This is a genomic window from Hydrotalea sp. GW822-HT8A01 (assembly GCF_058798575.1).
Map to the genome: position 1 here is coordinate 155,052 of NZ_CM179506.1, position 24,361 is coordinate 179,412.

Annotated in this window: 19 protein-coding genes and 1 tRNA gene; 5 read left to right on the plus strand and 15 right to left on the minus strand. The window is 36.9% G+C overall.

Translation table 11 applies throughout. The features are described from left to right. Positions 1–54: 54 nt before the first annotated feature. Positions 55–522, minus strand: coding sequence for a carboxypeptidase-like regulatory domain-containing protein (locus AC3QLY_RS00680; RefSeq protein ID WP_288072003.1), 468 nt, complete (start codon positions 520–522; stop codon positions 55–57). Positions 523–589: 67 nt separating this feature from the next. On the opposite strand from AC3QLY_RS00680, the gene AC3QLY_RS00685 reads away from it, so the two are divergent. Continuing rightward, the gene (locus AC3QLY_RS00685) at positions 590–4,342 is read left to right on the plus strand and encodes a S8 family serine peptidase (RefSeq protein ID WP_492990270.1); all 3,753 of its coding nucleotides are present in this window, start codon (positions 590–592) and stop codon (positions 4,340–4,342) included. Between the two features lie 103 nt (positions 4,343–4,445). After that, positions 4,446–5,174 carry a ferredoxin--NADP reductase gene (locus AC3QLY_RS00690; protein WP_074418547.1) on the plus strand — a complete coding sequence of 243 codons (729 nt, stop codon included), beginning with the start codon at positions 4,446–4,448 and terminating at the stop codon, positions 5,172–5,174. A 51-nt stretch (positions 5,175–5,225) separates the two neighbouring features. Here AC3QLY_RS00690 and tig read toward each other — a convergent pair whose 3' ends face one another. Together tig and AC3QLY_RS00700 are read right to left on the minus strand one after the other, a co-directional pair. Then, on the minus strand, positions 5,226–6,593 hold the full coding sequence (tig, locus tag AC3QLY_RS00695; RefSeq protein WP_074418546.1) for a trigger factor: 1,368 nt from the start codon (positions 6,591–6,593) through the stop codon (positions 5,226–5,228). A gap of 70 nt (positions 6,594–6,663) precedes the next feature. Next, a tRNA-Leu gene (locus AC3QLY_RS00700) sits at positions 6,664–6,745 on the minus strand. A 216-nt stretch (positions 6,746–6,961) separates the two neighbouring features. Between AC3QLY_RS00700 and AC3QLY_RS00705 the strand changes: the two genes are divergently transcribed. Continuing rightward, the gene (locus AC3QLY_RS00705) at positions 6,962–7,468 is read left to right on the plus strand and encodes a hypothetical protein (RefSeq protein ID WP_141676824.1); all 507 of its coding nucleotides are present in this window, start codon (positions 6,962–6,964) and stop codon (positions 7,466–7,468) included. A 125-nt stretch (positions 7,469–7,593) separates the two neighbouring features. Here AC3QLY_RS00705 and AC3QLY_RS00710 read toward each other — a convergent pair whose 3' ends face one another. The 6 genes from AC3QLY_RS00710 to AC3QLY_RS00735 all read right to left on the minus strand — a co-directional run bounded on the left by AC3QLY_RS00710 (position 7,594) and on the right by AC3QLY_RS00735 (position 15,447). Continuing rightward, the gene (locus tag AC3QLY_RS00710; RefSeq protein ID WP_074418174.1) at positions 7,594–10,056 is read right to left on the minus strand and encodes a bifunctional UDP-N-acetylmuramoyl-tripeptide:D-alanyl-D-alanine ligase/alanine racemase; all 2,463 of its coding nucleotides are present in this window, start codon (positions 10,054–10,056) and stop codon (positions 7,594–7,596) included. Then, positions 10,053–11,009 carry a TerC/Alx family metal homeostasis membrane protein gene (locus AC3QLY_RS00715; protein WP_074418175.1) on the minus strand — a complete coding sequence of 319 codons (957 nt, stop codon included), beginning with the start codon at positions 11,007–11,009 and terminating at the stop codon, positions 10,053–10,055. The genes AC3QLY_RS00710 and AC3QLY_RS00715 overlap by 4 nt, the downstream gene beginning before the upstream one ends. Positions 11,010–11,013: 4 nt before the next feature. After that, positions 11,014–12,723, minus strand: coding sequence for a gliding motility-associated ABC transporter substrate-binding protein GldG (gene gldG / locus AC3QLY_RS00720; protein ID WP_074418176.1), 1,710 nt, complete (start codon positions 12,721–12,723; stop codon positions 11,014–11,016). A gap of 74 nt (positions 12,724–12,797) precedes the next feature. Continuing rightward, positions 12,798–13,520: an ABC transporter permease subunit gene (locus tag AC3QLY_RS00725; protein WP_074418177.1), complete on the minus strand. Its 723-nt coding sequence runs from the start codon at positions 13,518–13,520 to the stop codon at positions 12,798–12,800. A 126-nt stretch (positions 13,521–13,646) separates the two neighbouring features. Continuing rightward, positions 13,647–13,997 carry a HesB/IscA family protein gene (locus AC3QLY_RS00730; protein ID WP_074418178.1) on the minus strand — a complete coding sequence of 117 codons (351 nt, stop codon included), beginning with the start codon at positions 13,995–13,997 and terminating at the stop codon, positions 13,647–13,649. Positions 13,998–14,289: 292 nt separating this feature from the next. Then, positions 14,290–15,447, minus strand: a complete 1,158-nt coding sequence (locus AC3QLY_RS00735; RefSeq protein WP_287100789.1) for an IscS subfamily cysteine desulfurase — start codon at positions 15,445–15,447, stop codon at positions 14,290–14,292. Positions 15,448–15,564: 117 nt separating this feature from the next. On the opposite strand from AC3QLY_RS00735, the gene mce reads away from it, so the two are divergent. After that, positions 15,565–15,969, plus strand: a complete 405-nt coding sequence (gene mce, locus AC3QLY_RS00740) for a methylmalonyl-CoA epimerase (RefSeq protein WP_074418179.1) — start codon at positions 15,565–15,567, stop codon at positions 15,967–15,969. On the opposite strand, the gene AC3QLY_RS00745 is transcribed toward mce, so the two are convergent. The 4 genes from AC3QLY_RS00745 to AC3QLY_RS00760 all read right to left on the minus strand — a co-directional run bounded on the left by AC3QLY_RS00745 (position 15,959) and on the right by AC3QLY_RS00760 (position 19,334). Then, complete coding sequence (locus AC3QLY_RS00745; RefSeq protein ID WP_074418180.1) at positions 15,959–16,951, minus strand: ABC transporter ATP-binding protein; 993 nt, start codon at positions 16,949–16,951, stop codon at positions 15,959–15,961. The genes mce and AC3QLY_RS00745 overlap by 11 nt on opposite strands. Positions 16,952–17,041: 90 nt before the next feature. Further along, complete coding sequence (rnc, locus tag AC3QLY_RS00750) at positions 17,042–17,740, minus strand: ribonuclease III (RefSeq protein ID WP_074418181.1); 699 nt, start codon at positions 17,738–17,740, stop codon at positions 17,042–17,044. Positions 17,741–17,750: 10 nt separating this feature from the next. Beyond that, positions 17,751–19,004: a beta-ketoacyl-ACP synthase II gene (fabF, locus tag AC3QLY_RS00755; protein ID WP_074418182.1), complete on the minus strand. Its 1,254-nt coding sequence runs from the start codon at positions 19,002–19,004 to the stop codon at positions 17,751–17,753. Between the two features lie 93 nt (positions 19,005–19,097). Then, complete coding sequence (locus tag AC3QLY_RS00760; protein ID WP_068244159.1) at positions 19,098–19,334, minus strand: acyl carrier protein; 237 nt, start codon at positions 19,332–19,334, stop codon at positions 19,098–19,100. Between the two features lie 169 nt (positions 19,335–19,503). Here AC3QLY_RS00760 and AC3QLY_RS00765 point away from each other — a divergent pair, with 169 nt between their 5' ends. Next, a complete protein-coding gene (locus AC3QLY_RS00765; protein WP_074418183.1) occupies positions 19,504–19,935 on the plus strand; it encodes a GNAT family N-acetyltransferase in 432 nt (143 codons plus the stop codon). A gap of 15 nt (positions 19,936–19,950) precedes the next feature. Here AC3QLY_RS00765 and AC3QLY_RS00770 read toward each other — a convergent pair whose 3' ends face one another. Together AC3QLY_RS00770 and AC3QLY_RS00775 are read right to left on the minus strand one after the other, a co-directional pair. Then, positions 19,951–20,430 carry a YcxB family protein gene (locus tag AC3QLY_RS00770; RefSeq protein WP_228733086.1) on the minus strand — a complete coding sequence of 160 codons (480 nt, stop codon included), beginning with the start codon at positions 20,428–20,430 and terminating at the stop codon, positions 19,951–19,953. A 128-nt stretch (positions 20,431–20,558) separates the two neighbouring features. Then, positions 20,559–23,921, minus strand: a complete 3,363-nt coding sequence (locus tag AC3QLY_RS00775; RefSeq protein WP_074418184.1) for a vitamin B12-dependent ribonucleotide reductase — start codon at positions 23,919–23,921, stop codon at positions 20,559–20,561. Positions 23,922–24,361: the final 440 nt, after the last annotated feature.

Below are 24,361 nucleotides of genomic sequence, written 5' to 3' on the forward strand. Positions count from 1 at the left end.
TTTTAACACACTGAATTTTCTAAAAAAAGTTAAACAATAGTTTACTTTACGCTTTTAATAGACAGCATTATTGCTAATTTGTATGGTAATTGTTGCAACAGAATCGGGCTGCACGTACACGGATTGTATATTGTTTTTTTCATCATAACTGTTGGCATAAAAATGACCATCTACCTTGGCAAATAAAGAATAACTGCCTGCGGGTAATGACACAGCAAAAGCACCTTTTGAATCAGATAAGGTAGAATCAACCAACCGAGTACGAATAGCCGTATACATGGCCGACTCGTTGATGCGCTTAACATCTTTTATATTGGTTAGCTCGTAAATATAAATGGTGGTTGATAAAGGTTGTGGTTGCGGAGCAGGTGCATTCGGGGCAGGCATTTGATTGCCTGCAACACGAAAAACATATCCCGTAATTCCCTGTTTAATTTTTTTGTTGGATGTTGTCTTCTTTTCAAACAAACAACCCATTAACAACATAGTTATACCGATTAGGAGAAAAAGATTTTTATACATAAAGCATTTTGAGTGTTTAAAGTATCTAATTTAGTAAAATTAAGCTGTTCACTTAACACACTGTACTATGTTCAAAAAATTACACCTTGCTATTATTTTAATGCTCAGTGTCGGCAATATTTTGGCACAAAATATCCGTTCGCCGCAAGAATATCAAAAATTGTCTGATGCCATCCGGATTTCAGAAAACAATAATTTACAGCGCGCCCTGCAACTGGCAAAGCAGGAAGGCTGGTTTATCAAACGCGTAACGCCAACCGGAAAAGTAATTGCATTAGCAGGTGTAGATGAAAAAGGTAATCCATTATATCTAAGCACTTTTAATAATACTACTGCAGCTGCCACTACCAATACCAACCAGCTTTGGCCGGGGGGTAGTTCTAATTTAAACTTATCCGGCTCATCCAATGGTGTTGCCGGTAAATTAGCTATGTGGGATGGTGGCACTCCTTTAACCAACCATGTAGAGTTAATTGGACGCATAGTAAATCCCGATTCAGCTGCGTTGAGCGACCATGCTACGCACGTAGCCGGAACTTTAATCGCAACCGGTATTAACCCCATTGCCAAAGGAATGGCATTTAATGCGCAGAAATTAATTGCGTATGATTTTAGTAATGACCAGTCTGAAATGATGGCAGCCTCACCCAATTTATTGGTTTCAAACCACTCATATGGTTTTTTAGCCGGATGGAATTATGATGGTACAAATTGGAGTTGGTATGGCGATACAACCATTAGTACCAGCAAATCATACGGTTTTGGATATTATGATCAAAGTGCGCAAATGTTCGATTCTATTGCGTACAATGCACCCTATTATTTAATCAGCATGTCGGCAGGTAACTCCAGAAATTCAAACGGGCCGGCAGTAGGATCAAAATATTTATATAACGGAAATAGCAACAAATCTATTTACAGAACAGCATCAATTCCCAATAATCCCGATTATGGCTCTATTGCCTATACACAGGATGCCAAAAATATTTTAGCCGTAGGTGCGGTAAATGGTATTCCGCTTGGTTATAACTATCCCAGTGATGTGGTGATGAGCAGTTTCAGTGCATGGGGCCCCACCAGCGATGGCAGAATTAAACCTGATGTAGTTGCCGATGGCGTGAATGTTACTTCAAGCTGGAGTACTTCTACTACTGCTTATCAAACAGAAAGCGGCACTTCAATGGCAGCACCCAATGCCACCGGATCATTATATTTAGTTCAGGAATATTACAACAAATTGCATCCGGGCAATTTTATGCGATCTGCTACTTTAAAAGCATTGGCTATTCATACTGCTAATCAAGCTGGCACAGCACCTGGGCCTGGCTATCAGTTTGGCTGGGGGTTATTAAATGTACTGAAAGCATCATCTGTTATTACCTCTTCTTATAACCAAGTTTCAGATACCATTCTTGAAAAAACTTTGAGCAATGCAGTGCCATATACCATGAATGTTGTTGCTTCGGGTAAAGGACCATTAGTGGCCACTTTAAGCTGGTTAGACCCCCCTATTGCACCATTATCGCCTTCTAATTCGGTAAACAACACTACCCCTCGTTTGGTAAACGATTTGGACATGCGTATTAGCAATGGTAATAATGTATACAAACCATGGGTTTTAAATCCAGCTATTCCAAGTGCTCCAGCAACTAAGGGAGACAACTACTTGGATAATGTTGAAAAAATTAATGTAGATAGTGCCGTACCGGGTCAACTTTATACTATCACCATTACCAATAAAGGCAATTTACAAAGAGGTACTCAGGCGTTTTCATTAATTGTGAGTGGCATTGGCGGAACCACCTATTGTAGCTCTGGTGCTACCAATAACACCGGCACCAGAATTGATAGTATTGCTTTTGCCGGAATTACCAATAAAAATACTACTTTCAACACTACCTATAGCAATTTTACAAACATCACCGGTAAAATTCAATCCAATCAAATCTTGCCTTTCAGCATTGTATTAAACAGTTCAGATGCCACTAATAATCCCAAAGTGGTGAAAGTGTATATTGACTATAATAGTAATGGAAGTTTTTCTGATCCTGGAGAACAAGTGGCCACCATTATAGCTTCCGGAAATGGTACTTATACCACTAACATTATTACACCCGGAAATTTACCTGTGAATAATTTAACAATAATGCGTATTGTAGCTGTTGAAACTACAGACTCTTCAACCGTACAACCTTGCGGTAATTATGGATATGGAGAAACACAGGACTACCGTATTCAATTTATTGCACCTGCCAATAATTTAACATTAGCCGGTATTGTTACACCTACAGCTGGCGCTTGCGCAGCCAATAACCAGTATTTAACAGTTCAAATTTTAAATAAAGGCACTGTAAGCGCCAGCAATTTTACACTAAATGCTACCGTTAGCAAAGGGGCTACCGTTATTGCCAACTTATCTGGCCTATATCCTTTAACATTAGCAGCCGGTGGTACAGATACTTATGTATTTCAAACACCATTTAGTACAATTGCCGGCACCAGTTATACAATTCATGCAACAATTGTTTATGCAGCCGATCAGGATACAACAGATAATACCAAAACAGTAACCATTGCAATAGCCAATGCACCAGCTGCCCCTGTTGGTACAGCTACTATTTGTGGCATTAATACAGCTTATTTAAAAGCAAGCAATGCCAATAGTAACAGTACTTATTTATGGTATAGCTCCGATACCGCTACAAGCCCTATTGCAGTAGGAGCAAATACTTCAACCAGTACTGTACCTTCTAATAACACTTATTATTTACAAACCGGAAGCAAAGTTACAGTTGGTCCGGCCAATAAAACAGTATATGGCACCGGAGGATATAATGCCTTTGCCGGAAATTATGTTACATTTCATGCATATGCACCCCTCACTATAGAAACTGCCAGAATGTATATTGGGAATGCAGGTAACATACAAATAACATTAGCCAGCAATCTTACTGTAAGTGCAGATGGTTCAAGCTATACTTACAGTCCTGTTCAGGTTATCAACTTCAATGTTGCGGCTACAAATCCAACACCACCTGCTACCTTACCGGGTAGTGATAACCCGGCCGACAGCGGTGCTATTTTTAATTTAAACTTACAGGTACCTGCTGCCGGAGATTATGCATTAATTATGCAATGCAGCAATGGTGCCAGCATTTTTAGAAACAGCGGTATCAGTGGCACCATCTACCCAATGGGTGTAAATGGTTTGTTTATGATTACAGGCAACAGTGTACCTGCAGCATCAAACCCACAATCTTACTATTACTTCTTTTATAATGTAAGGGTTAGCACATCAGATTGTACCAGCCCACGCACGACTATTGTTGCAAGCAGCGTTGCTGCACCCACCGTTACACAAGTAGGCGATAGCTTAGTAAGCAGTAGCAACAACGGTAATCAATGGTATTTCAATAACAACCCAATAACAGGTGCAACTACTCGTTCCATTAAGCCATCACAATCTGGTGGCTATGCTGTAATTGTAACAGATTCATCTGGATGTCAGAGAGGTTCCAATACATTCAACTATGTATTTACAGCTATTCAAAATGTGAATCCTTCAACCATTGGTTTACAGGTTACACCTAATCCGGCCAACAGCAATTTCTCAATTCGATTTATCATGAATACGCTCGGTCCTGTAAATATTGCATTGTTTAATGAAGCAGGACAATTAATGATGAATGAACAATACAGCAACTACAGTGGAATCTTTAATAAACAATACAGCTCAGCGAGCTTTGCTCCGGGTACTTATATTTTGCAAATAAAGCAGAAAGACAAAGTGTATAATCAAAAAATATTGGTAGTTCATTAATTAACCGATACAATTTAAAAAATACCCCGAAAAAATCGGGGTATTTTTTTGTAAAAAAACTGTCTGTTTGATACTTACTACTATATTAGCAAAAACGAAAAATATGCAAGCCTGGCAAAAGGGTATTATTGTTGCAATTGAACCCGAAACCAACTTTACCAAAAAATTTTTTATTCAAATTCCGGAAGTAGAAAAATTTGATTTTGCCCCCGGTCAATTTGTAACATTAGATTTACCCATTCATGAACAAAAAAACAAAAGATGGCGCAGTTACTCTATTGCTTCAGCACCTAACGATACCAATATTATTGAATTAATTATTGTTTTTTTAGAAGGTGGCGCTGGTACCGATTATTTGTTTAATGAAGCTACAGTAGGCACTGAATTTCTTCTGAGAGGACCGCTAGGAAAATTTACTTTGCCTGAAAAGATTGAAAAAGATATATTTTTAATATGCACCGGCACGGGCATTGCTCCCTTTCGCTCAATGGTTCAATATCTTCACCAAAACAAATTACCGCATCAAAACATTCATTTAATATTTGGTTGTAGAAAACAAACAGATGGTTTGTACTTGAATGAATTAAGGAAACTCAGTAAACATGAGCCCGGTTTTCATTTTCATGCTTGTTTTTCAAGAGAAGAAAGTTTAAAAGAAGAAGGATGCTATACCGGTTATGTTCACCACGTTTACGAGCAGTTATTAGCGCATGAAAAAAAGCCTGCGGCATTTTATTTGTGTGGATGGAAAAATATGATTGATGAGGCAAAAGAAAGAATTATAGCATTAGGCTACGACCGTAAGGACATTCATTTGGAATTGTATGGATAAAAAAAGGCTGTTTCATTATTCGAAACAGCCATATGCAAATTTAAAATACAATTAATGGTGGTGATGGTGCAATTTAGCAGCAAAATCTTCTGCACTAATTGCTTCTTCTGTTTTACTCACTTTTTCTGCAACTGCAGTAAACATTTTTTCTGTTGCAATTCTGTGATAGCTATCTTCCATAAATTTTTTATCCTGCATCATTCTGTTGGCGTAATCTTCTACCCATTGCTGATTTTCATCCATATTAATTTGTCCGCCTAGATATTGCAATAATTGTTGCTTAGCCAATGTACGAATATCATCCGGCAACACTTCAATTTTATGATCTACTGTAAGCTGGTTACTAATTAAAGTCCATTTTAATTGTTCTTTAAATGTTGGAAATTCTACCTCAATTTCATCAGTTGTTTTTGGCTTTTCGCCGCTTACCTGTAACCAACGCTTTAAGAAATTATCGGGAAATTGAAAATTGGCATGCTCTAATAGTTGATGATAAATTTGATCGTGTACCTGATTTAAAGCCTGAGCTTGATAATAATTTTCTATTTCAGTTTTTACTGCTTTTTTAAATTCATCGAGGGTAGCAATTGCTTTTCCGGGATAAACCGTTTCAAAAAATGCTTCATTCAACTCCGGCCTTTCCACCAACCCTACTTTTGTAATTTGCAGTTTAAAATATTTGCTCTCATCTCCTTTTTTGCCTTTTTCTAAACCAAGATCAGACAAAATAAAGTCCAACTCTTTATCGTCAAATGCTTTTTTCAATTGCAGGACAACAGAATCACCTGCTTTTTTACCCATTAAATTCTTTCTGAATTTTTCAGTAAAATATTTTACTAACAACGAGTTTTCTTTGCTAATACCCTCTTCTGGTTCATTTCCTTCTTTATCAGTTTCAACAAATTTTACATTCAGTACATTGTCTTCTCCAGTAACAGTTTCCGGTTCTGTCATTTTTCCATTGCGTACCTGTAAACGGTCTATTTCCTGCTCTACCATTTCATCGGTAACGGTTACTTTGTATTGTGTAACTTTTAATTTTGCAACGTCAATAACTACTTCGGGTTTTAAACCAATTTCGAATGAAAAAGAATAATCAACCAGATTATTCATATCTAAAGCCGGACTCCCATTTTCTAAGGGGAGAGGTTGTGCAAAAATTTCCAGCTTCTCATTTTCTAAAAAATCGAGTAAAGATTTTTCAACTTTTCGCAGTACCTCCTCACTAAAAACACTTTGCCCATACATTTTTTTGATTAAACCTGCCGGAATCATTCCTTTACGAAAGCCGGGAATATTGGCAGTTTTCGCATATTTTTTCAGGCTTTTTTCAAACCCTTCAAAATAATCCTCTTTTGAAAGAGTAACGGTGATTTTATCATTTAAAACACTCAGGTTCTCTCTGGTAACATTTGCCATAATTGCGCTGTTTATTGTTTAACCAATTTAAAAAAAATCCCCCTTAAAAAAGAGGAATGAGTACTATTAGTGCGGATGGAGGGGGTCGAACCCACATGCCTTGCGGCGCTAGATCCTAAGTCTAGTGCGTCTGCCAATTTCGCCACATCCGCAATTGGGGACGCAAAAGTAAGGTTTTTAACGAATAACCGAAAGTTTGATTTTTAAGACTGTAAAAGCCAATCAAAGGCTTTAAAAAGTAGTGTTATGGGCGCCATTTAACGGCGAATATTTAAATAAATGTTATAACCTGCATTTTTAACCATCAAGCATGTTATTTGAGGCATCTTTTATAGTCATATATATATGAACAACAAAAAATGAAGATCATGAAAAAATTATCAATAGCTGTATTTGCAATACTGTTAGTAACAGGAGCTACAGCAGCAACAGTTAGGCCACATTTTGGCGGAATGAGCGACAGGGATGATTTTGGAGGTGGAAAAGGCCGTACCACTGTTATAGTAGGCGGTGGCTATGGTGGCTATGCCCCTCTTTATAATCCTTATTTTGGTCTGGGTTTTGGTTATGGTTTCGGAATGCCTTGGTATGGTTATGGATATCCATACTATGATTACGGATATGGTTATCAGGCAAGGCCATCTAAATTAGACCGGGAAATTATGGATATTCAGCACGATTATGCGCAAAAAATAAATTCGGCCCGTGCAGATGACAGTATGACTGGAAGAGAAAGAAGGGCTACCATAAGAGAATTAAAATTAGAAAGAGATCAGGCCATTAGCAATGCCAAAAAGAATTATTATAAAGAAGGCTCAACCAGTTATAACAATCAACCCACCTATTACAATGGTTATAATGGTGGCACCAATTAAAATATGAAACCAAACCGGCTGTTAATGCAGGAATGTAATTGATGATAAAGATTAGGCCGGTTTTTAAAGACATGAATTCTATGATTACCTTACGGGCATTGTTTCAACAGAAGCAATGCCTTTTTTTATTCATTGAGGTAAACTCTTTTTACGCGCTGACTAATACCGGTTAAAATTTCGTAAGGAATGGTGGCGCACCATTTCGCTACTTCTTCTACGCCAATATGTAAACCAAAAATTTCAACACTATCGCCCTCTTCAACATTTGGAATATTGGTAATATTCACCATGGTCATATCCATACAAACACTGCCAATAACAGGGGCACGATAGCCATTAATATACACAAATCCAACACCGTTACTTAACCTTTTACTAAAACCATCTGCATAGCCAATACGAATGGTAGCAATAACTATTGGCGTATCTACAATAGCCGATCGGTTATAACCCACACTATCGCCGGGTCTTAAATGTTTAATTTGTGCAATGGTTGTTTTTAAAACAGCAACTGTTTGCAAAAACACACCCTGTGTATTTGAACTGTTTACACCATATAAACCAATACCCAGACGAACCATTTCATGATGCATGCCGGGATGCCGGATAATAGCAGCAGAATTGGCAATATGGCGAATAAATTTATATTTCAAAATATTTTCAATCGTATTACTGAAATACAGAAATTGCTGGTGTTGCCATTGCGAAAAAGCATCATGTGCAGGGTTTTCAGCAGAAGCCAAATGTGTAAAAACAGACTTTACCCACATGGTATTGGTTGTTAAAAGCAGGTGTCCTAATTTTTCTGCTTCAGATACTTCAAATCCAAGCCTGTGCATACCCGTATCAACCTTAATATGAACAGGAAATTTTTCAATACCCTGCTCTAATAAAAAACGATGGAAGCTATTGTACAATTGAAAAGAAAAAATTTCCGGTTCTAAACCATGCTCAATCATGGCATTGAAGCCATTCTCCTCAACATTCATCACCATAATGGGTAAAGCAATCCCCGCTTTACGTAAAGTAACGCCTTCGTCTATATACGCAACGGCCAAATAATCGGTACCATAAAACTGCAAAACTTTTGCAACTTCTACACTTCCACTTCCATAACCAAAGGCTTTTACCATGGCCATGGTTTTGGTATTGGGTGCCAGCAATTGCTGATATGCTCTTAAATTATGCGCAAGTGCTGTAAGATTCACTTCTAATATGGTTTGATGTACCTGCTGTTCTAATAATACTGCAATTTGTTCAAAAGCATATTTACGAGCTCCCTTTAACAAAATAAATTCAGCATGAAATGAAAATCGAAACCATTCATTCAGGAATTGGTAAGTATCGAAAAAGAAAAAAGTTTCCGGCGCTGCCTGTTCTAAAATTTTTCTGTTTGCCATACCATTTTCACCAATGGCAATGCATCTATTTATTTTCTTTTGTTGTAGTAAATGAACAACCTTTTGATACAAAGTTTCAGTTGGCAAACCAGTCTGCAAAAAATCAGACAATATTACCGTTGTTTTACTGCCTGCTGCCTGTTGTTGCAAATAGTCTAATGCTATGGCTAAAGAATCTATATCATTGCTATAACTATCATTAATAATGGTACAATCCTGTATCCCCTTTTTTAATTGCATCCGCATTTCAATAGGCTGTAACTGCAAAATGCGTTCCTGGATAATGGCAACATTAAATTTAAAGTATAACATGCAGCAAAAACAGGTAATCACATTATAAACAGAAGCCTTATCAGAAAAAGGAACAACTAACTTACCCTCGCTGCCGTTGTATACATAATCAACAAGTGTTTGTTTTGTTTGGAAAGAAAGATGAACAATTTTAAGGGTTGCATTACTATCATTTCCCCATGAAAAAAGCGGAACCTTTGGTAAAATTGTACCCTCAGGTAAATCATCTACACAATAAATGAAACATTCAACCTGCTGAAATAAAATTAATTTTTCCTTTACTTTTTCTTGTATGGATGCAAATCCTTCATTATGTGCATCGCCAATTGATGTAAGTATCCCAATTGTGGGCGCAATAATGGGCTGTAAATGTTGCATTTCGCCCGGCAATGATATACCCGCCTCGAATATGCCTAACTGATGTTGCGGCGCCATGTGCCACACACTTAATGGAACGCCAATTTGTGAGTTATAACTTCTTGGGCTGCGAACAATATTGAAATTATTTTGCAGTAATTGATTGAGCCATTCTTTTACAATAGTTTTACCATTGCTGCCGGTAATGCCAATAACGGGATAATGAAATTTTCTGCGATGGAAAGCAGCCAGTTGCTGTAAAGCCAATAAGGTATTACTTACTTTTAAAAAATTGGCATCAGCATAAGGCGATGCATCGAATTGTTGAGACACTACAAAATTTCTTATTCCCGATTTATAAGCTGCTGCAATAAATTGGTGCCCATTTCTTCTGGGGTTATTGCCCAAAGCAAAAAACAATGAAGCTTCTGCATCAATCATTAGCCGGGTATCAGTTAACAAATAACGAATAGTAGCCGTAGTATGAATAGAAGCTGCAGCGTTAATTATTTTTGCAATTTGATCAATCGGGTAACTCACAAGGTTTTGTTTTTTTTCAGTTGTTTGTTTGAATAGAAGATAGAATACAACACAGAACCGCCAATACAAACTATAATTAACAACAAAGAAATAAACACCTGCTCGTTTTTGGTTAAAAAGGTATCAATCCACTTTTCGCCAATCATTTTGCTGCCAATCAATATAAGCACAATGGATATGCCTTGCTGTAGATAAGCAAATTTGTTTACAGCACCACGTAACAGAAAAAATAAACTACGTAAACCAAGTATGGCAAAAATATTAGAAGTGTAAATAATAATACGATCCTGAGAGATGCCCATTACGGCAGGAATAGAATCGAGTGCAAATACCAGATCTACAGAAGCAAGCATTACAACTGTAACAAATAAAATGGTGTATTGTGGTTTATTGTTTATGCGAATAATAAAACGCCCATTCCCATCAGAAGGTGTGAGGGGCAAAAATTTCTGTAGAAAGTGATATATTTTATTTTCTTTCGGATTGAATTCCTTTTCATCATCTTCAGTGAACATTTTAATGCCGGTATATACTAAAAACGCACCAAAAACATATAAAATCCAATGAAAGCGTTCTACCAGTTCAACCCCAACCGTAATAAAAATAACCCGAAGCACAATGGCCATTAAAATGCCAATTAACAGCACTCTTGAATAAAATACTTCCTTTATTTTAAAAGCATTGAAAATGAGTATAAACACAAAAATATTATCAATACTCAGACTCCATTCCATAAAATATGCACTGATGTATTCAATTGCTTTTTTGTGGCCTTCTTCCATCCACATAAAAACAAAAAATGCAAATGCCAGCAATACCCAAAATAGGGTTAAATAAACAGCTGACTGAATGGTAACTGCTTTATTTTTTTTACTCAACAATCCCAAATCTGCCACTAAAGCTATGGCCAGTACAATTCCAAAAACTAAGTATACAATTTCGTTAGGAGACATTGAATTAAATATTAGTATATGTTTTTTTTCTATACCACTGCATTACTGCACTCAGTAACATAATGCATAAAATGGGTATTGCAATATTGATGAGTTGCCAAAATGTTTTATTTGCTTTTACTTTATTTTTATCTAACAATCGTAAAGTAAACTCTTTATTCCTGGTTTCTAAAATACCTCTGTTTCCTACCAGATAATCTAAACAATTTAATAAAAACTCACGATTGGCAAATTGATAATTTTCAAATTGTTGTGTGCCCATTGGAAGTGGGCCATTAGATTGTGTAACTACATTGGTTACAATATCTGCATCGCTGGCCACAATTTGCCGGGCTTCTTTTATGCCTTTTGGCATAAATGGTACCCCCGTAAGTTTTTCAACCGAGTCTTGCATGACTTTAGTAAATCTGTTGGCGTACAGCGATTTAAATTTCCCTTCCAATAAAACAACAACGGGTACTTTACTATCGGTAAAAGTTTGCAAATCGCCTTCAGAACGAATACTTCGTAAACTTACAATTGCCGGTGTTCCTAATTTTCGGCTATTGGTATCACTGGCCAATAAAACAGTTTTTTTAATACCATTTGCTTCAACCGTATCAATGGAAGAAGGAAATACACTTAACACCTGATCTAAATTTCGTGAAATGGGATGATTTTCAGGTGCGCTTAACAATGGATAATAAGGAAAGGGTATGCGTTGTATTTGTGGCTGGCCACCCATATTACCCACTACCAATGGCTGTTTGGCCGAATTTAAATCCTGTAACAAATCAGGATTAATACGCACACCATATTTAAATAACTGATCATCGATATTCAATCCTTTATCATAAGCAACAAAATCGCTTTTAGCCCTTAATAAACTATCAAATTCTGCATACAACTTATCAATAAACCAAAGCACATTACCACCTTGCATGATATATTGATCAATTTTAATTTTTTCATCTTCCGTAAATGCCTGTTCCGGTTTTACAATCAGCAATGCTTTAATAGTATTGGCATCTAAAATTCCGGTTCGCAAATCAAATATTCCAAAGCGAAAATTATTGCGAATGGTGTTAAATAAATCATTCACTGTAGGATTCAACGGTTCGCCATTGCCCACTGCATAAGCTACTACCGGAAATTGTGTTGCGGTTATTTTTTGAATAGCATCATCAAATTTAAATTCAAGCAATGCCTCCGAATAATTTAAAGTACTTTCTTCATCCATACCACTTTTTCCACTCATTAAATCAACTGGAATTATTTTGCCATTGTATTGTACAATTGCCGATGGAAATATAAGCCGTTCGGTTTGTGCATCATCATTTTCCTGTAACTGATTATTAAAAGGTTTGATGCCAATACGCACCAGACTATCATACAATTGTACTTTCATGGAATCGGGTAAACCCTCACCCGGCTTAATAAACCTAAAATGCAGATGACCATTTGAGTAAGATCGATAATTCTCTAATAATTCACCGGTTGTATTTTTTAACTTTCTGAATCCTGAACTCAGCTTTCCGGTTAGCAATACCTGTATTTCAATATCGCCCTTTAAATTGGCCAATAACTGCCTGGTAGAAGGACTTAATGAATATCTCTTTTCTTTAGTAAGATCTAAACGGACATGTATTTGCGCAGATAAAACAATAAGTATGGCAAAAAAAATAAGCAAAACTGCCCATCCATATTTTTTTTGAAGTAAAGAAGTAAGCTTCATTTTTTGTTATTTATTTCGAACAAATACTTGTGAATGAACAGACAGCAATCATTTTTGGCTATTGTACTGAATATTTATTTATTGATTACATTTTTTTGTGTAATGAACATGAAAAAACTATTCATTACAAAAAAATAAACCAAATCTCTGGTATCTATTACACCACGACTAACACTTTGATAATGAAAATTTATACCCAACATTTCTATATAATAATCAAGTGTACCTGAAAATACAGGTAACTTACTCAATGCATCAAAACCGGCATAGAGCATGAAACAAACAAATGCGCCGGCAATAAATGCTACCACTGTATTATTAGTAAAACTACTGGCAGCAATACCAATGGATACAAATACGCCACAAAGCAACAGCAGGCCTACATAACTGCCAATGGTAGCGCCCACATCTAACCCGCCACTACTGCTTAAATACTGCAATGAAAAAGCATATACCAAGGTTGGTAATAATGCGGCAAGTATAATGAGCATAGCTCCAAAAAACTTTCCCAAAACCAATCCGGAAGGTTTAACAGGCCATGTTTTTAATAACTCGAAGGTGCCGGTTTTATATTCATCAGCAAAACTACGCATGGTAATGGTGGGTATCAAGAAAAGGAGTACCCAGGGTACAAAATCGAAAAAGGGACTAAGTGTTGCATAACCAAAATTAAGCATGCTTGAATCAGGAAATACAAAAAGAAACAACCCGTTCAACAATAAAAAAATGATCAGCGCAACGTAGGCTGTAATACTGCTGAAAAATTGATTCCATTCTTTTTTACATATCATCCACATAACTATTCAAAACTAAGTGTTACTGTGTTTAGAAGAACAGAAATTTGAAAAAATTGTGTGTATATTAATAAAAAAAACTGCAACCGAAATTGATTGCAGCTTTCAAGAAAAGTATTCCAATGAAAATTATACCGCAAAACTTTCGCCACAGGCACAGCTTCTGCTGGCATTAGGATTATTAAAATGAAAACCTTTACCGTTCAATCCGTCTGAATATTCCAATACCGTATTCACTAAATATAAAAAACTTTTAATATCTGTTACAATTTTCAGGCCATTGTCTTCAAAAATCTGATCACCAGGTTTAATTTCATTATCAAAATCCATTTTATAACTTAAACCGGAACAGCCGCCCCCCACTACACCTACTCTTAAAAAATAAGAAGCATTATCTGCTTTGCCCGATTCTTTCATTAATTCATATACTTTTTCACGTGCTTTTTCACTTACATGAATTGCATTATCATTTGCTACCATTGTTGAAACCATTTAAATATTATTGCAAATTTAATTAAAGATTGTTGAATTGGTGGCGTCCATTTTTTAATAATCAGTTCCGGCCTTTAGGCAAAATTTGTGCTTTATGATTAAAGCCAACCTGTTGAACATTGATAGGCTACAGATAGTTCGTCAAGATTGATTCCTGAATCATGATCACCCCGGCTTCTATTGAGCATTTGAATTTTTTTTGAAAAGAGGTGCATTATTACAACATTTTGTTAAACCCCTCCCTATAACAACATTGCATTGATTGAATATTTCTTTACAATTAAGTCATTTCCCTAAGTTTCTGAACAGTTAAGGCAATTTGTTCAATGGCGTAATCAATTTCTTCTTCAGTTGTAAACCTGCTTAAACTAAAACGCATGGAGCTGTGTGCCAAATCATCGCTCAAACCCAATGCTTTTAAAACATAACTGGGTTCTAAAGAGGCAGAGGTACAAGCTGAACCGGAACTTATTGCCATATTTTTATTAAAACCCATGAGCAGGCCTTCTCCTTCCACATATTTGAAAGAAATATTACAAACATGGGGCAAACGATGCGTTGTATTTCCATTCACAGCAACCACTTCTAACTGCAGTAAGGCCTGTTCCAGTTTATCTCTTAACCGGCTGATTCTGGCAGCATCTTCAAACATTTCCAAACGGCACAATTCACAAGCCTTTCCAAATCCTACAATACCTGGCACATTCAGTGTGCCGCTGCGCATTCCATGCTCATGACCACCTCCATCCATTTGTGCAATTAATTTTACCCTCGGATTTTTTCTTCGAATGTATAATGCACCAACGCCTTTCGGACCGTACATTTTATGTGCACTAAACGCCATAATATCTATACCATCTTTTACAACATCCACCGGAATTTTGCCTACTGCCTGAGTAGCATCGGTAAAAAATAAAACGCCATGTTTTTTAGCAATGGCACTTATTTCTTTAATGGGTTGAATGACGCCAATTTCATTATTGGCATACATAATGGCAATAAGTATGGTAGTTGGTTTTATGGCTGCTTCTAATTCCTCTAAATTAATCAATCCATCCACTTTAACCTGTAAATACGTTACTTCAGCACCCTGTTTCTCCAAATGTTTACAGGTATCTAAAACTGCTTTGTGTTCAGTATTCAAGGTAATAATGTGGTTCCCTCTTCCGGCAAACACTTCTACGATGCCCTTTAAGGCCAAATTGTCACTTTCAGTAGCACCTGAAGTGAAGATGATTTCTTTCGGTTCAGCTCCAATTAATTTTGCTACTTGTTCTCTGGCGTACTCAACTGCCTCTGCAGCTTCCCATCCAAAAGCATGATTCCTGCTGGCTGCATTGCCGAAATGTTGGGTAAAATAGGGTAACATGGCTTCCAACACTCTTGGATCCATTGGCGTAGTAGCATTATTATCTAAATAAACAGGCAACTTCAACATACATCTAATTTTTTTACTACTTACTAACAACACAAATTTACTGCATTAGGTTCTTTAAATTTACTTTTCATAATGCAAACAGGCATTCAATTGCCATGTTTGGTAAAATGATTGGATATGCATAAAATTGAACACATTGGCATAGCAGTGCAAAATTTAGAAAATGCCATTGAAAAATATGAAATACTGCTAAATACTCCCTGCTATAAAACTGAAATGATAAACAGTGAACAAGTGAATACTGCTTTTTTTAGCGTTGGCGATTCAAAAATAGAGTTACTGGCAAGTTTAGATACAGAAGGGGTTATTCCAAAATTTATTGCCAAAAGAGGTGAAGGTTTGCATCATATTGCTTTTGAAGTAACCGATATTGAAAAAGAAATAGAACGGTTGAAACAGGCTGGTTTTTCTTTTATTAATGAAGTACCTAAAATAGGAGCAGACAATAAATTGGTTTGTTTTATACACCCTAAAACTGCCAACGGTGTTTTAATTGAACTTTGTCAGGAAATTAAAAGCTGATTATTGGTTGATTTTTCAATGTAACAGTTACTTGATTACCGGGTTGCAGTGTGGTATGTTGCTCCATTACTTTTAAATCGCCGGCCTGCGATGTATGCACAACTATCATATCATAACTTCCCAAAAACTGCACCTCTTTTACGGTTCCTGTAATCAGCCCATTTGAATGGGGATGTAATTCTATTTGATGAGGCCTTAATATAAAATTGTCTGTAGATTGGGCATTCGTGCTTTGCAGCGCTAACAACGCAGCCATCGATGCAGGTATTATATTAAAATCGCCAAATAGGCCTGCAGAATAGGTATTTACGGGATGATAATAAATTTCATGAGGTGATCCTTGCTGAATAATATGTCCATTTTCTAAAATAACGATGGTATCTACCCAAGGTAGTGTATCCATGGGATCGTGAGAGGCCATTATGAAATTCAATTCCTGATTTTGGGCAATTTCAGCTAATACTGTTTTTAATATTTGTTTGTGATCAAAATCAAGATTTGAAAATGGCTCATCTAAAATGATGAGTTGGGGTTGCATAATTAATAAACGAGCCAATGCCACTCTTTGTCTTTCACCACCGGAAACTTCATTGGTTTTACGATGCAATAGGTGTTCAATTCTGCAGATAGCAAATAATGTTTCAGCAGCCTGTTTTTCAAGTTGATTATTATAATCGAGTATTTCAGCTATGGTATAATTATTCCACAATTCAAAATGCTGCGACAGGAAGGCAATTCCCTTATGCCCCGGCAATAATTGTTCATCCGGGCCTTTTACTTTATTGCCTTTAAAGTAAACATTACCCGCATCGGGTTGTTCCCATCCTGCAATAATTTTTAGTAAAGTTGTTTTACCTGCTCCCGAAGCACCGGACAATGCAATTTTTTGATGATGTTTTTGTTCAAAATTAATATCCTGCAATATCCAATGATCATTATTCTGATTGTACCGTTTGCTAATTTTTTCTACCTGTAAAAACATTATTCAATTTTTTTAATCAGCATTGAAAACTGTATCAGATGAAAAAATAAGGAGAATAGAAGCATTAAAAATAGCCGTAATATTATTATATCAAAGGCCTAATTTTTCAATGGCCGATTGTGCTGCAATCTGGCTGGCATCTTTTTTATTGAAGCCTTTGCCTTTCGCTAAAATTTCACCATCTAATACTGCATTAATGGTAAATACCCTTCTGCCTGCTTCTAATTTTTCTTCCAACAGTTCAAAATTGAGCATTTTGCCATTTCTGTTGGCCCATCCTATTAATTTGTTTTTTAAATTAATATCTATTAATTCCAGGTCTTCAATAAACATGTGGGGAATTAAAATTTGGCGAATAACCCATTGCCGGGTTTTTTCATACCCTTTATCTAAATAAATGGCACCGGTAATAGCTTCTAAAGTATTGCCAAAAATCTGGCTGCTTTTCAGCGAACCATCAAACTTATTAAAGCGGGTAATACGCTTTAAACCCATTTTTACAGCAATATCATTGAGTTGCTGACGATTCACCATTTTACTGCGCATCTCTGTTAAAAATCCCTCACCTTTATAGGGATATCGTTTAAAGAGATAATCTGCAACTATGGCGCTTAATACCGCATCACCCAGGTATTCTAATCTTTCATTATTTTCTTCAGGGGTATCTTTTACCGAACGGTGGCTTAATGCAATTTTATATAGCGATATTTTACCGGGTTTAATACCCAGCACATTTTTTAACTCTTTTTCGAAGGCTGCTTTAGACGAACTGAAAATTTTAGGTAGCATTTGCACAGCGTTAAGCTACATATTTTTTTACAATTACACAGGCATTATGTCCGCCAAAACCAAAAGTATTGCTTAATGCCGCATTAATGGTTCTGGTTTGTGCCTTATTAAAAGTAAAATTAAGCTTAGAATCTAAGTCAGGGTCGTCAGTAAAATGATTAATGGTAGGAGGAACAATATCGTGCACCACGCTTTTTATGCAAGCAATGGCTTCTATCACACCGGCAGCGCCGAGACAATGTCCGGTCATTGATTTTGTAGCACTGATATTTAAATCATAAGCATGTTGGCCAAATACATTTACAATGGCTTTTACTTCGGCAATATCACCTAAAGGTGTAGAAGTACCATGGGTGTTGATGTAATCAATATCTTCCGGTTGCATGCCTGCATCTTCTAAAGCCACACGCATTACATTTTGTGCACCCAGTCCATCCGGATGTGGGGCTGTAATATGATAAGCATCGGCAGTAGCGCCACCACCGGCAATTTCGCAGTATATTTTTGCTCCGCGGGCCAGTGCATGTTCCAATGTTTCTAAAATTACCACACCTGAGGCTTCACCCATTACAAAACCATCACGGTATTTATCATATGGTCGGCTTGCGGTAGTGGGATCATCGTTTCTTTCGCTCATGGCCTTCATGGCATTAAATCCGCCAACACCGGCTTCGCTGATAACAGCTTCACTTCCTCCACTAACGATGATATCTGCTTTTCCTAAACGGAGTAAATTATAAGCTTCTATCATAGCATTGGTACTACTGGCACAAGCGCTAACCACAGCGAAATTGGGGCCACGCAAATTATGGCGCATAGATATTTGCCCAGCGGCAATATCTAAAATCATTTTCGGGATGAAAAAGGGATTGAAGCGAGGCGTACCATCGCCTTTGGCAAATTCCATTACTTCCTGTTGAAAAGTGATTAAACCGCCAATACCACTGGCAAATACCACACCAACCCTATCGGGATTAATATTTTCTTTATTTAAACCGGCATCGGCCATTGCCTGATCGCTGGCAACGAGTGCAAATTGTGTAAAACGGTCAATTTTCCGGGCCTCTTTTCTATCCATAAACTGAACGGGATCAAAACCTTTTACCTCGCAGGCAAATTGCGTTCTGAACTTAGAGGCATCAAACTGGGTAATAGGAGCAGCCCCGGAAACACCTTTTACAAGATTTTCCCAATAATCAGCTACAGTATTACCTAAGGGCGTAATAGCGCCCAATCCGGTTACAACAACGCGTTTTAATTGCATAGTTAAAGGACCTGTGTTTAAGTGATAATCCGCCTATCCGTGGCTAGAAGCCTAAGAAAGGCGGATTCATTATTCCATCAATGGAGTAAAAGCTTATTTGGCATGTTCTTCCAGATAAGTAATTGCCTGGCCAACGGTGGTAATGGTTTCAGCCTGCTCATCAGGAATAGAAATGTTGAATTCTTTTTCAAATTCCATGATTAATTCAACGGTATCCAAAGAATCGGCACCGAGATCGTTAGTAAATGAAGCCTCATTGGTTACTTCTGCTTCATCAACACCTAACTTGTCGACAATGATTTTCTTTACTCTTGTTGCGATGTCTGACATTGTAATAAGTTTTGTTACAGGCGCAAAAATATACTTTTTGACAAAACTCCAATGTTTTCTGTCAATTTTGTTTTAACAAGTTTTTTAAACAGTTTAATAACATTATTTTGTTTGGCACTTTTTTCGGGTATTTTAAAAATGATTTTTACCTTGTAAAAAATTATACAGAATGGCAATTAGGATAATAGATTACGGCACTGACGATTACCAGAAAATGGTAGATTTGCGTTACCAGATTTTACGCAAACCACTTGGGCTTCAATTTAACCAGGTAGAGCTGGAAGAAGAAAAAAATGATATTTTAATTGGCTGTTTTGATGAGGATAAATTAGAAGGATGTTGTATATTAACTCCTTTAGATAATAAAAAGGTTCGTTTACGCCAAATGGCCGTCATTGATGGGTTACAGGGCAAAGGTATTGGCCGTTCTTTAATGAATTATGCAGAAAATATAGCCAGAGATATGGGCTATGATGTGTTGTGCATGCATGCCCGTAAAACGGCTGTTGGGTTTTATGAAAAATTAGGCTATCAAATTGCTTCCCCTGAATTTAACGAAGTAAATATTCCGCATTATATGATGAAAAAAAATTTGAGATAAAGAAATTTGCTTTTTTTAGGAAGGAATATGTAATTTAAACAGTTCCCTTATTTGTTTTTTATTTTCATCTTCCATGCCTTCTTTGGGAATTAAAAAAAATGATTTTGCATTAAAATAAAGATGAAAAAAATGGGGACTTTCCATGTATTTTGCAAAATCAGCCCATTTCCAATGGGCTTCTCCCCATTCATTTTCTAAAAAAATCTTATCATCGGTAAACCGGATGATGAATTGATCAGTAAACGTTTTTATACTTCTTTTATAAATGGAATAGGGCAAAATATACCAAACGGCTATCAACATTAATAACCAGATCAATGAGCCTAAAACAAAAGGTTCAGGCCGTATTTTTTTAAAAAAGAAAAGAATGGCGGCTAAAATTGCATACAAATTTACCAGAATAATCATGAATTTAATTTCCTGGCGGGCAAAAAAGTGGTAGCGTAGTGCCTGAATTACTTTTTTCTTATTATAGGAAAAGCTGTATTGCATCATAAGTTAAAATGTAAAAGTATAAAAGTAAAAGTTTAATTGCAGCGATGCATGAACGCATAAAAAAACAACCTGTACTTTTAGGTAACAGGTTGTAATTGTAAAAAAAAGTATAATAACTGTTTTCAGATTTAACTGCACCCCATGCTGTTTCCGCAATTTAAACATTTATAGCATGTGCCGCTGCGTACAGTAATATGTCCACAGGTATTGCAGGCTGGTGCATCACTTTGCATATTTTTGGCTGCGGCATTCACCATGTCCAATCCACTGTTTACTTTTGCAGACGAACCGGCGCTTTTTTGTGTAGTGGTATGGCTTCCGGATCCTGCAGTTACTCTTATATTGCTTAATTCAGGCTTTCCCAAATAAGATAACTCAGTTTCCTGTACACCTGTATTTTCAACTTCAGGTTTATTTAAAACATGTACCAGATCAGTTCTTCCCAAATAGTCAAAAGCCAATGCACGAAATACAAAATCAACTAAAGAGGTGGTGGTTTTAATGTTGGGATGGTCTACCATTCCGGAAGGTTCAAACTTGGTAAATACAAATTTTTCTACAAACTCTTCTAATGGAACCCCGTATTGCAAGCCAACTGAAACGGCAATAGCAAAGCAGTTCATTAAACTTCTTAAAGTAGAGCCTTCTTTGGCCAAATCAATAAATATTTCGCCAAGGGTGCCATCAGTATATTCTCCGGTTCGCAAAAAGATAACCTGGCCGCCAACTTTTGCTTTTTGGGTATATCCACGCCTTTTTGCAGGCAATGATTTGCGCTCTACAATTCTTGATAAAGCTCTCTTTAATTGAGTGTCGGTAGATGCATTCATTCTTCTGGTTACTTCCTCTAACAACTCATCAACCGTTAATTGACTTAAATCGACAATAGAAGCATCAACAGGTATTTTTACTGATTCAGTAACCGCCGCTTTAGTTTGTGTTTGGCCAGCTTCGTCGGTTGTTTTTTTCTTCTTGTCTGATTTGTTGCTTAACGGTTGAGAGAGTTTAGAGCCATCCCTATATAAAGCACACGCTTTTAAACCTAATTTCCAGCTTAAATAATAAGCTTCTTCAATCTCTTCCACTTTTGCCTCATGTGGCAGATTAATGGTTTTTGAAATGGCACCACTTAAAAAGGGCTGACAAGCTGCCATCATTTTAATATGGCCATGTGCATGGATATAACGTTCCCCTTTCTTTCCGCATTTATTGGCACAATCAAATACCGGCAAATGTTCCGGCTTTAAGTGTGGTGCACCTTCAACAGTCATGGTTCCACATACATAATCGTTGGCTGCTTCAATTTCATCATCTGTAAAGCCCAATGCTTCCAGCATATTAAAATCCCAGCTACTGTATTCTTCTTCTTTAAAACCTAACCGTTGCATACAGGCATCGCCTAATGCAAAGCGATTGAAAAGAAATCCAATTTCAAAAGCTGATTTTGCAGCCTGATTAATTTTGGCAATTTCTTCTTGTATAAACCCTTTGGCAGCCAGTGTAGTATTATTAATAAAGGGTGCTCCTTCAAAACTGGCGGTTCCTACTGCATAATTTTCAATATCTTTTATTTGAGCGTCAGTATATCCTAAATTTTTCAGTGCATTGGGAACTGCCTGGTTAATAATTTTGAAATAACCCCCGCCACTTAACTTTTTAAATTTTACCAATGCAAAATCGGGTTCTACGCCGGTTGTATCACAATCCATAATTAAGCCAATGGTGCCGGTAGGGGCAATTACGGTAGTTTGAGCATTCCGGTACCCATATTTTTCGCCAAGTTGTACTGCATCATCCCAGGCTTTGGTTGCTGCTTTCAGCAAATAATCCGGGCAATATTTGGCTTTTATTCCTACCGGTTTAATTTGCAAACCGATATAAGCCTCTTCGGCATCATAAGCCGCTGCACGGTGGTTGCGCATTACCCGAAGCATATCAGCTTTATTCTCTTCAAATTTTCTGAAAGGGCCTAAAAAGGCAGCCATTTCTCCAGAGGTTTTATAGGCAGTACCTGTCATGATGGCTGTAACTGCACCGGCAATACCACGGGCATCTTCACTATCATAAGGAATGCCGCTTAACATTAATATGGTTCCTAAATTGGCAAAACCCAAACCCAGTGTTCTGTAATCGTATGATAATTGTGCCACCTCCTTGGATGGAAATTGAGCCATTAACACAGAAATTTCCAAAACAGCAGTCCATAAACGACTAATATATTCTATGCCTTCTACATCAATCGTATTATTTGCTTCATTAAAAAATTTGCGGAGATTAATGGAAGCCAGATTACAGGCAGTATTATCTAAAAACATGTATTCACTACATGGATTAGAGGCATTTATGCGCCCACCCTGTGGACAAGTATGCCACTCATTAATGGTAGTATCAAACTGGGTACCGGGATCGGCACAACGCCAGGCAGCATAAGCAATATTGTTCCAAACTTCTCTTGCCGGAATGGTTTTCATTACCCGGCCATCGGTACGGGCTTTCAGTTCCCAGTTTTCATTTTTTTCTAGTTTTTCAAAAAAGCTGTTGGGTATACGTACTGAATTATTAGAATTTTGACCTGAAACGGTTAAATAGGCTTCTCCTTCATAATTGGAATCATAACCTGCTGCTATGAGTGCCGCCACTTTATTTTCTTCTTCCACCTTCCAGTTAATAAATTTCATGATTTCCGGATGGTCTAAATCAAGACACACCATTTTTGCAGCCCTGCGGGTAGTACCGCCTGATTTAATGGCACCTGCAGCCCGATCGCCAATTTTCAAAAAACTCATCAACCCACTTGAAGTTCCTCCGCCGCTTAATTTTTCACCTTCACCACGTATTTGTGAAAAATTGGTACCTACACCGCTGCCATATTTAAAAATACGTGCTTCACGTACCCATAAATCCATAATTCCACCCTCATTCACTAAGTCATCTTTAACAGATAAAATGAAACAGGCATGAGGCTGTGGCCTTTCATATGCATTTTGCGATTTTTTTAAAGTTCCGTCTTTGGGATCAACATAATAGTGCCCTTGCGGTTTACCGGTAATACCATAACTTTCAAACAAACCGGTATTAAACCATTGTGGCGAATTGGGTACACATGACTGATTTAGGATACTGAATACTAGCTCATCATAAAACACCTGTGCATCCTGTTCAGAAACAAAATAATTGTAGCGTTGGCCCCATACTTTCCAGCAATTGGCCATACGATGCGCCACCTGCTTAACAGAAGTTTCACGACCGGTGGTTCCATCGGGTTGGGGTACGCCTGCTTTTCTAAAATATTTTTGTGCTAAAATATCGGTTGCAATTTGGCTCCATTGCTTTGGCACTTCTACATTGTTCATTTCAAAAACCACTTCGCCATTAGGATTTTTAATGATGCTGGTTCTGTAATCGTATTCAAACAAATCAAATGGACTGATACCTTCTTTGGTATAGCGGCGTTTAAATTGTAAGCCTTTGTTTTTAGATGCGGGTGCCATGAGCCTTTAGTTTAGTAATGCAGTGAATGATGTTTTTTACAGGATATCCTGTTACGGATAGCGGTTAACGAAAATATCTTTTCATAATTAAAAAACCTTATTGTAAATATTAACAGATTGTGGAAAAACCTTGTTAAAAAGTTGCAGATTCAAGGCCTGTTTGCATTTCAAAAAATATTAACACATGTAGATAATATTTTGAAAATAAATGCTTGCCGTTTCAAACAAAATTCCTATTATTAATGTGTATAAAATGATACTATTGTTTCATATGTGCGCATCCATGCAAAACATTCACACGTATATTTCACGTATATTTAAAGTGCTTACAAACATTTTCACACAATATGTCCAATTAAACAACCATTATTTATGATTGAAAAATTACATCAAAAGCAGCTAAATTCGGATTTAAACCATCTAAATAATTGCTAATTATT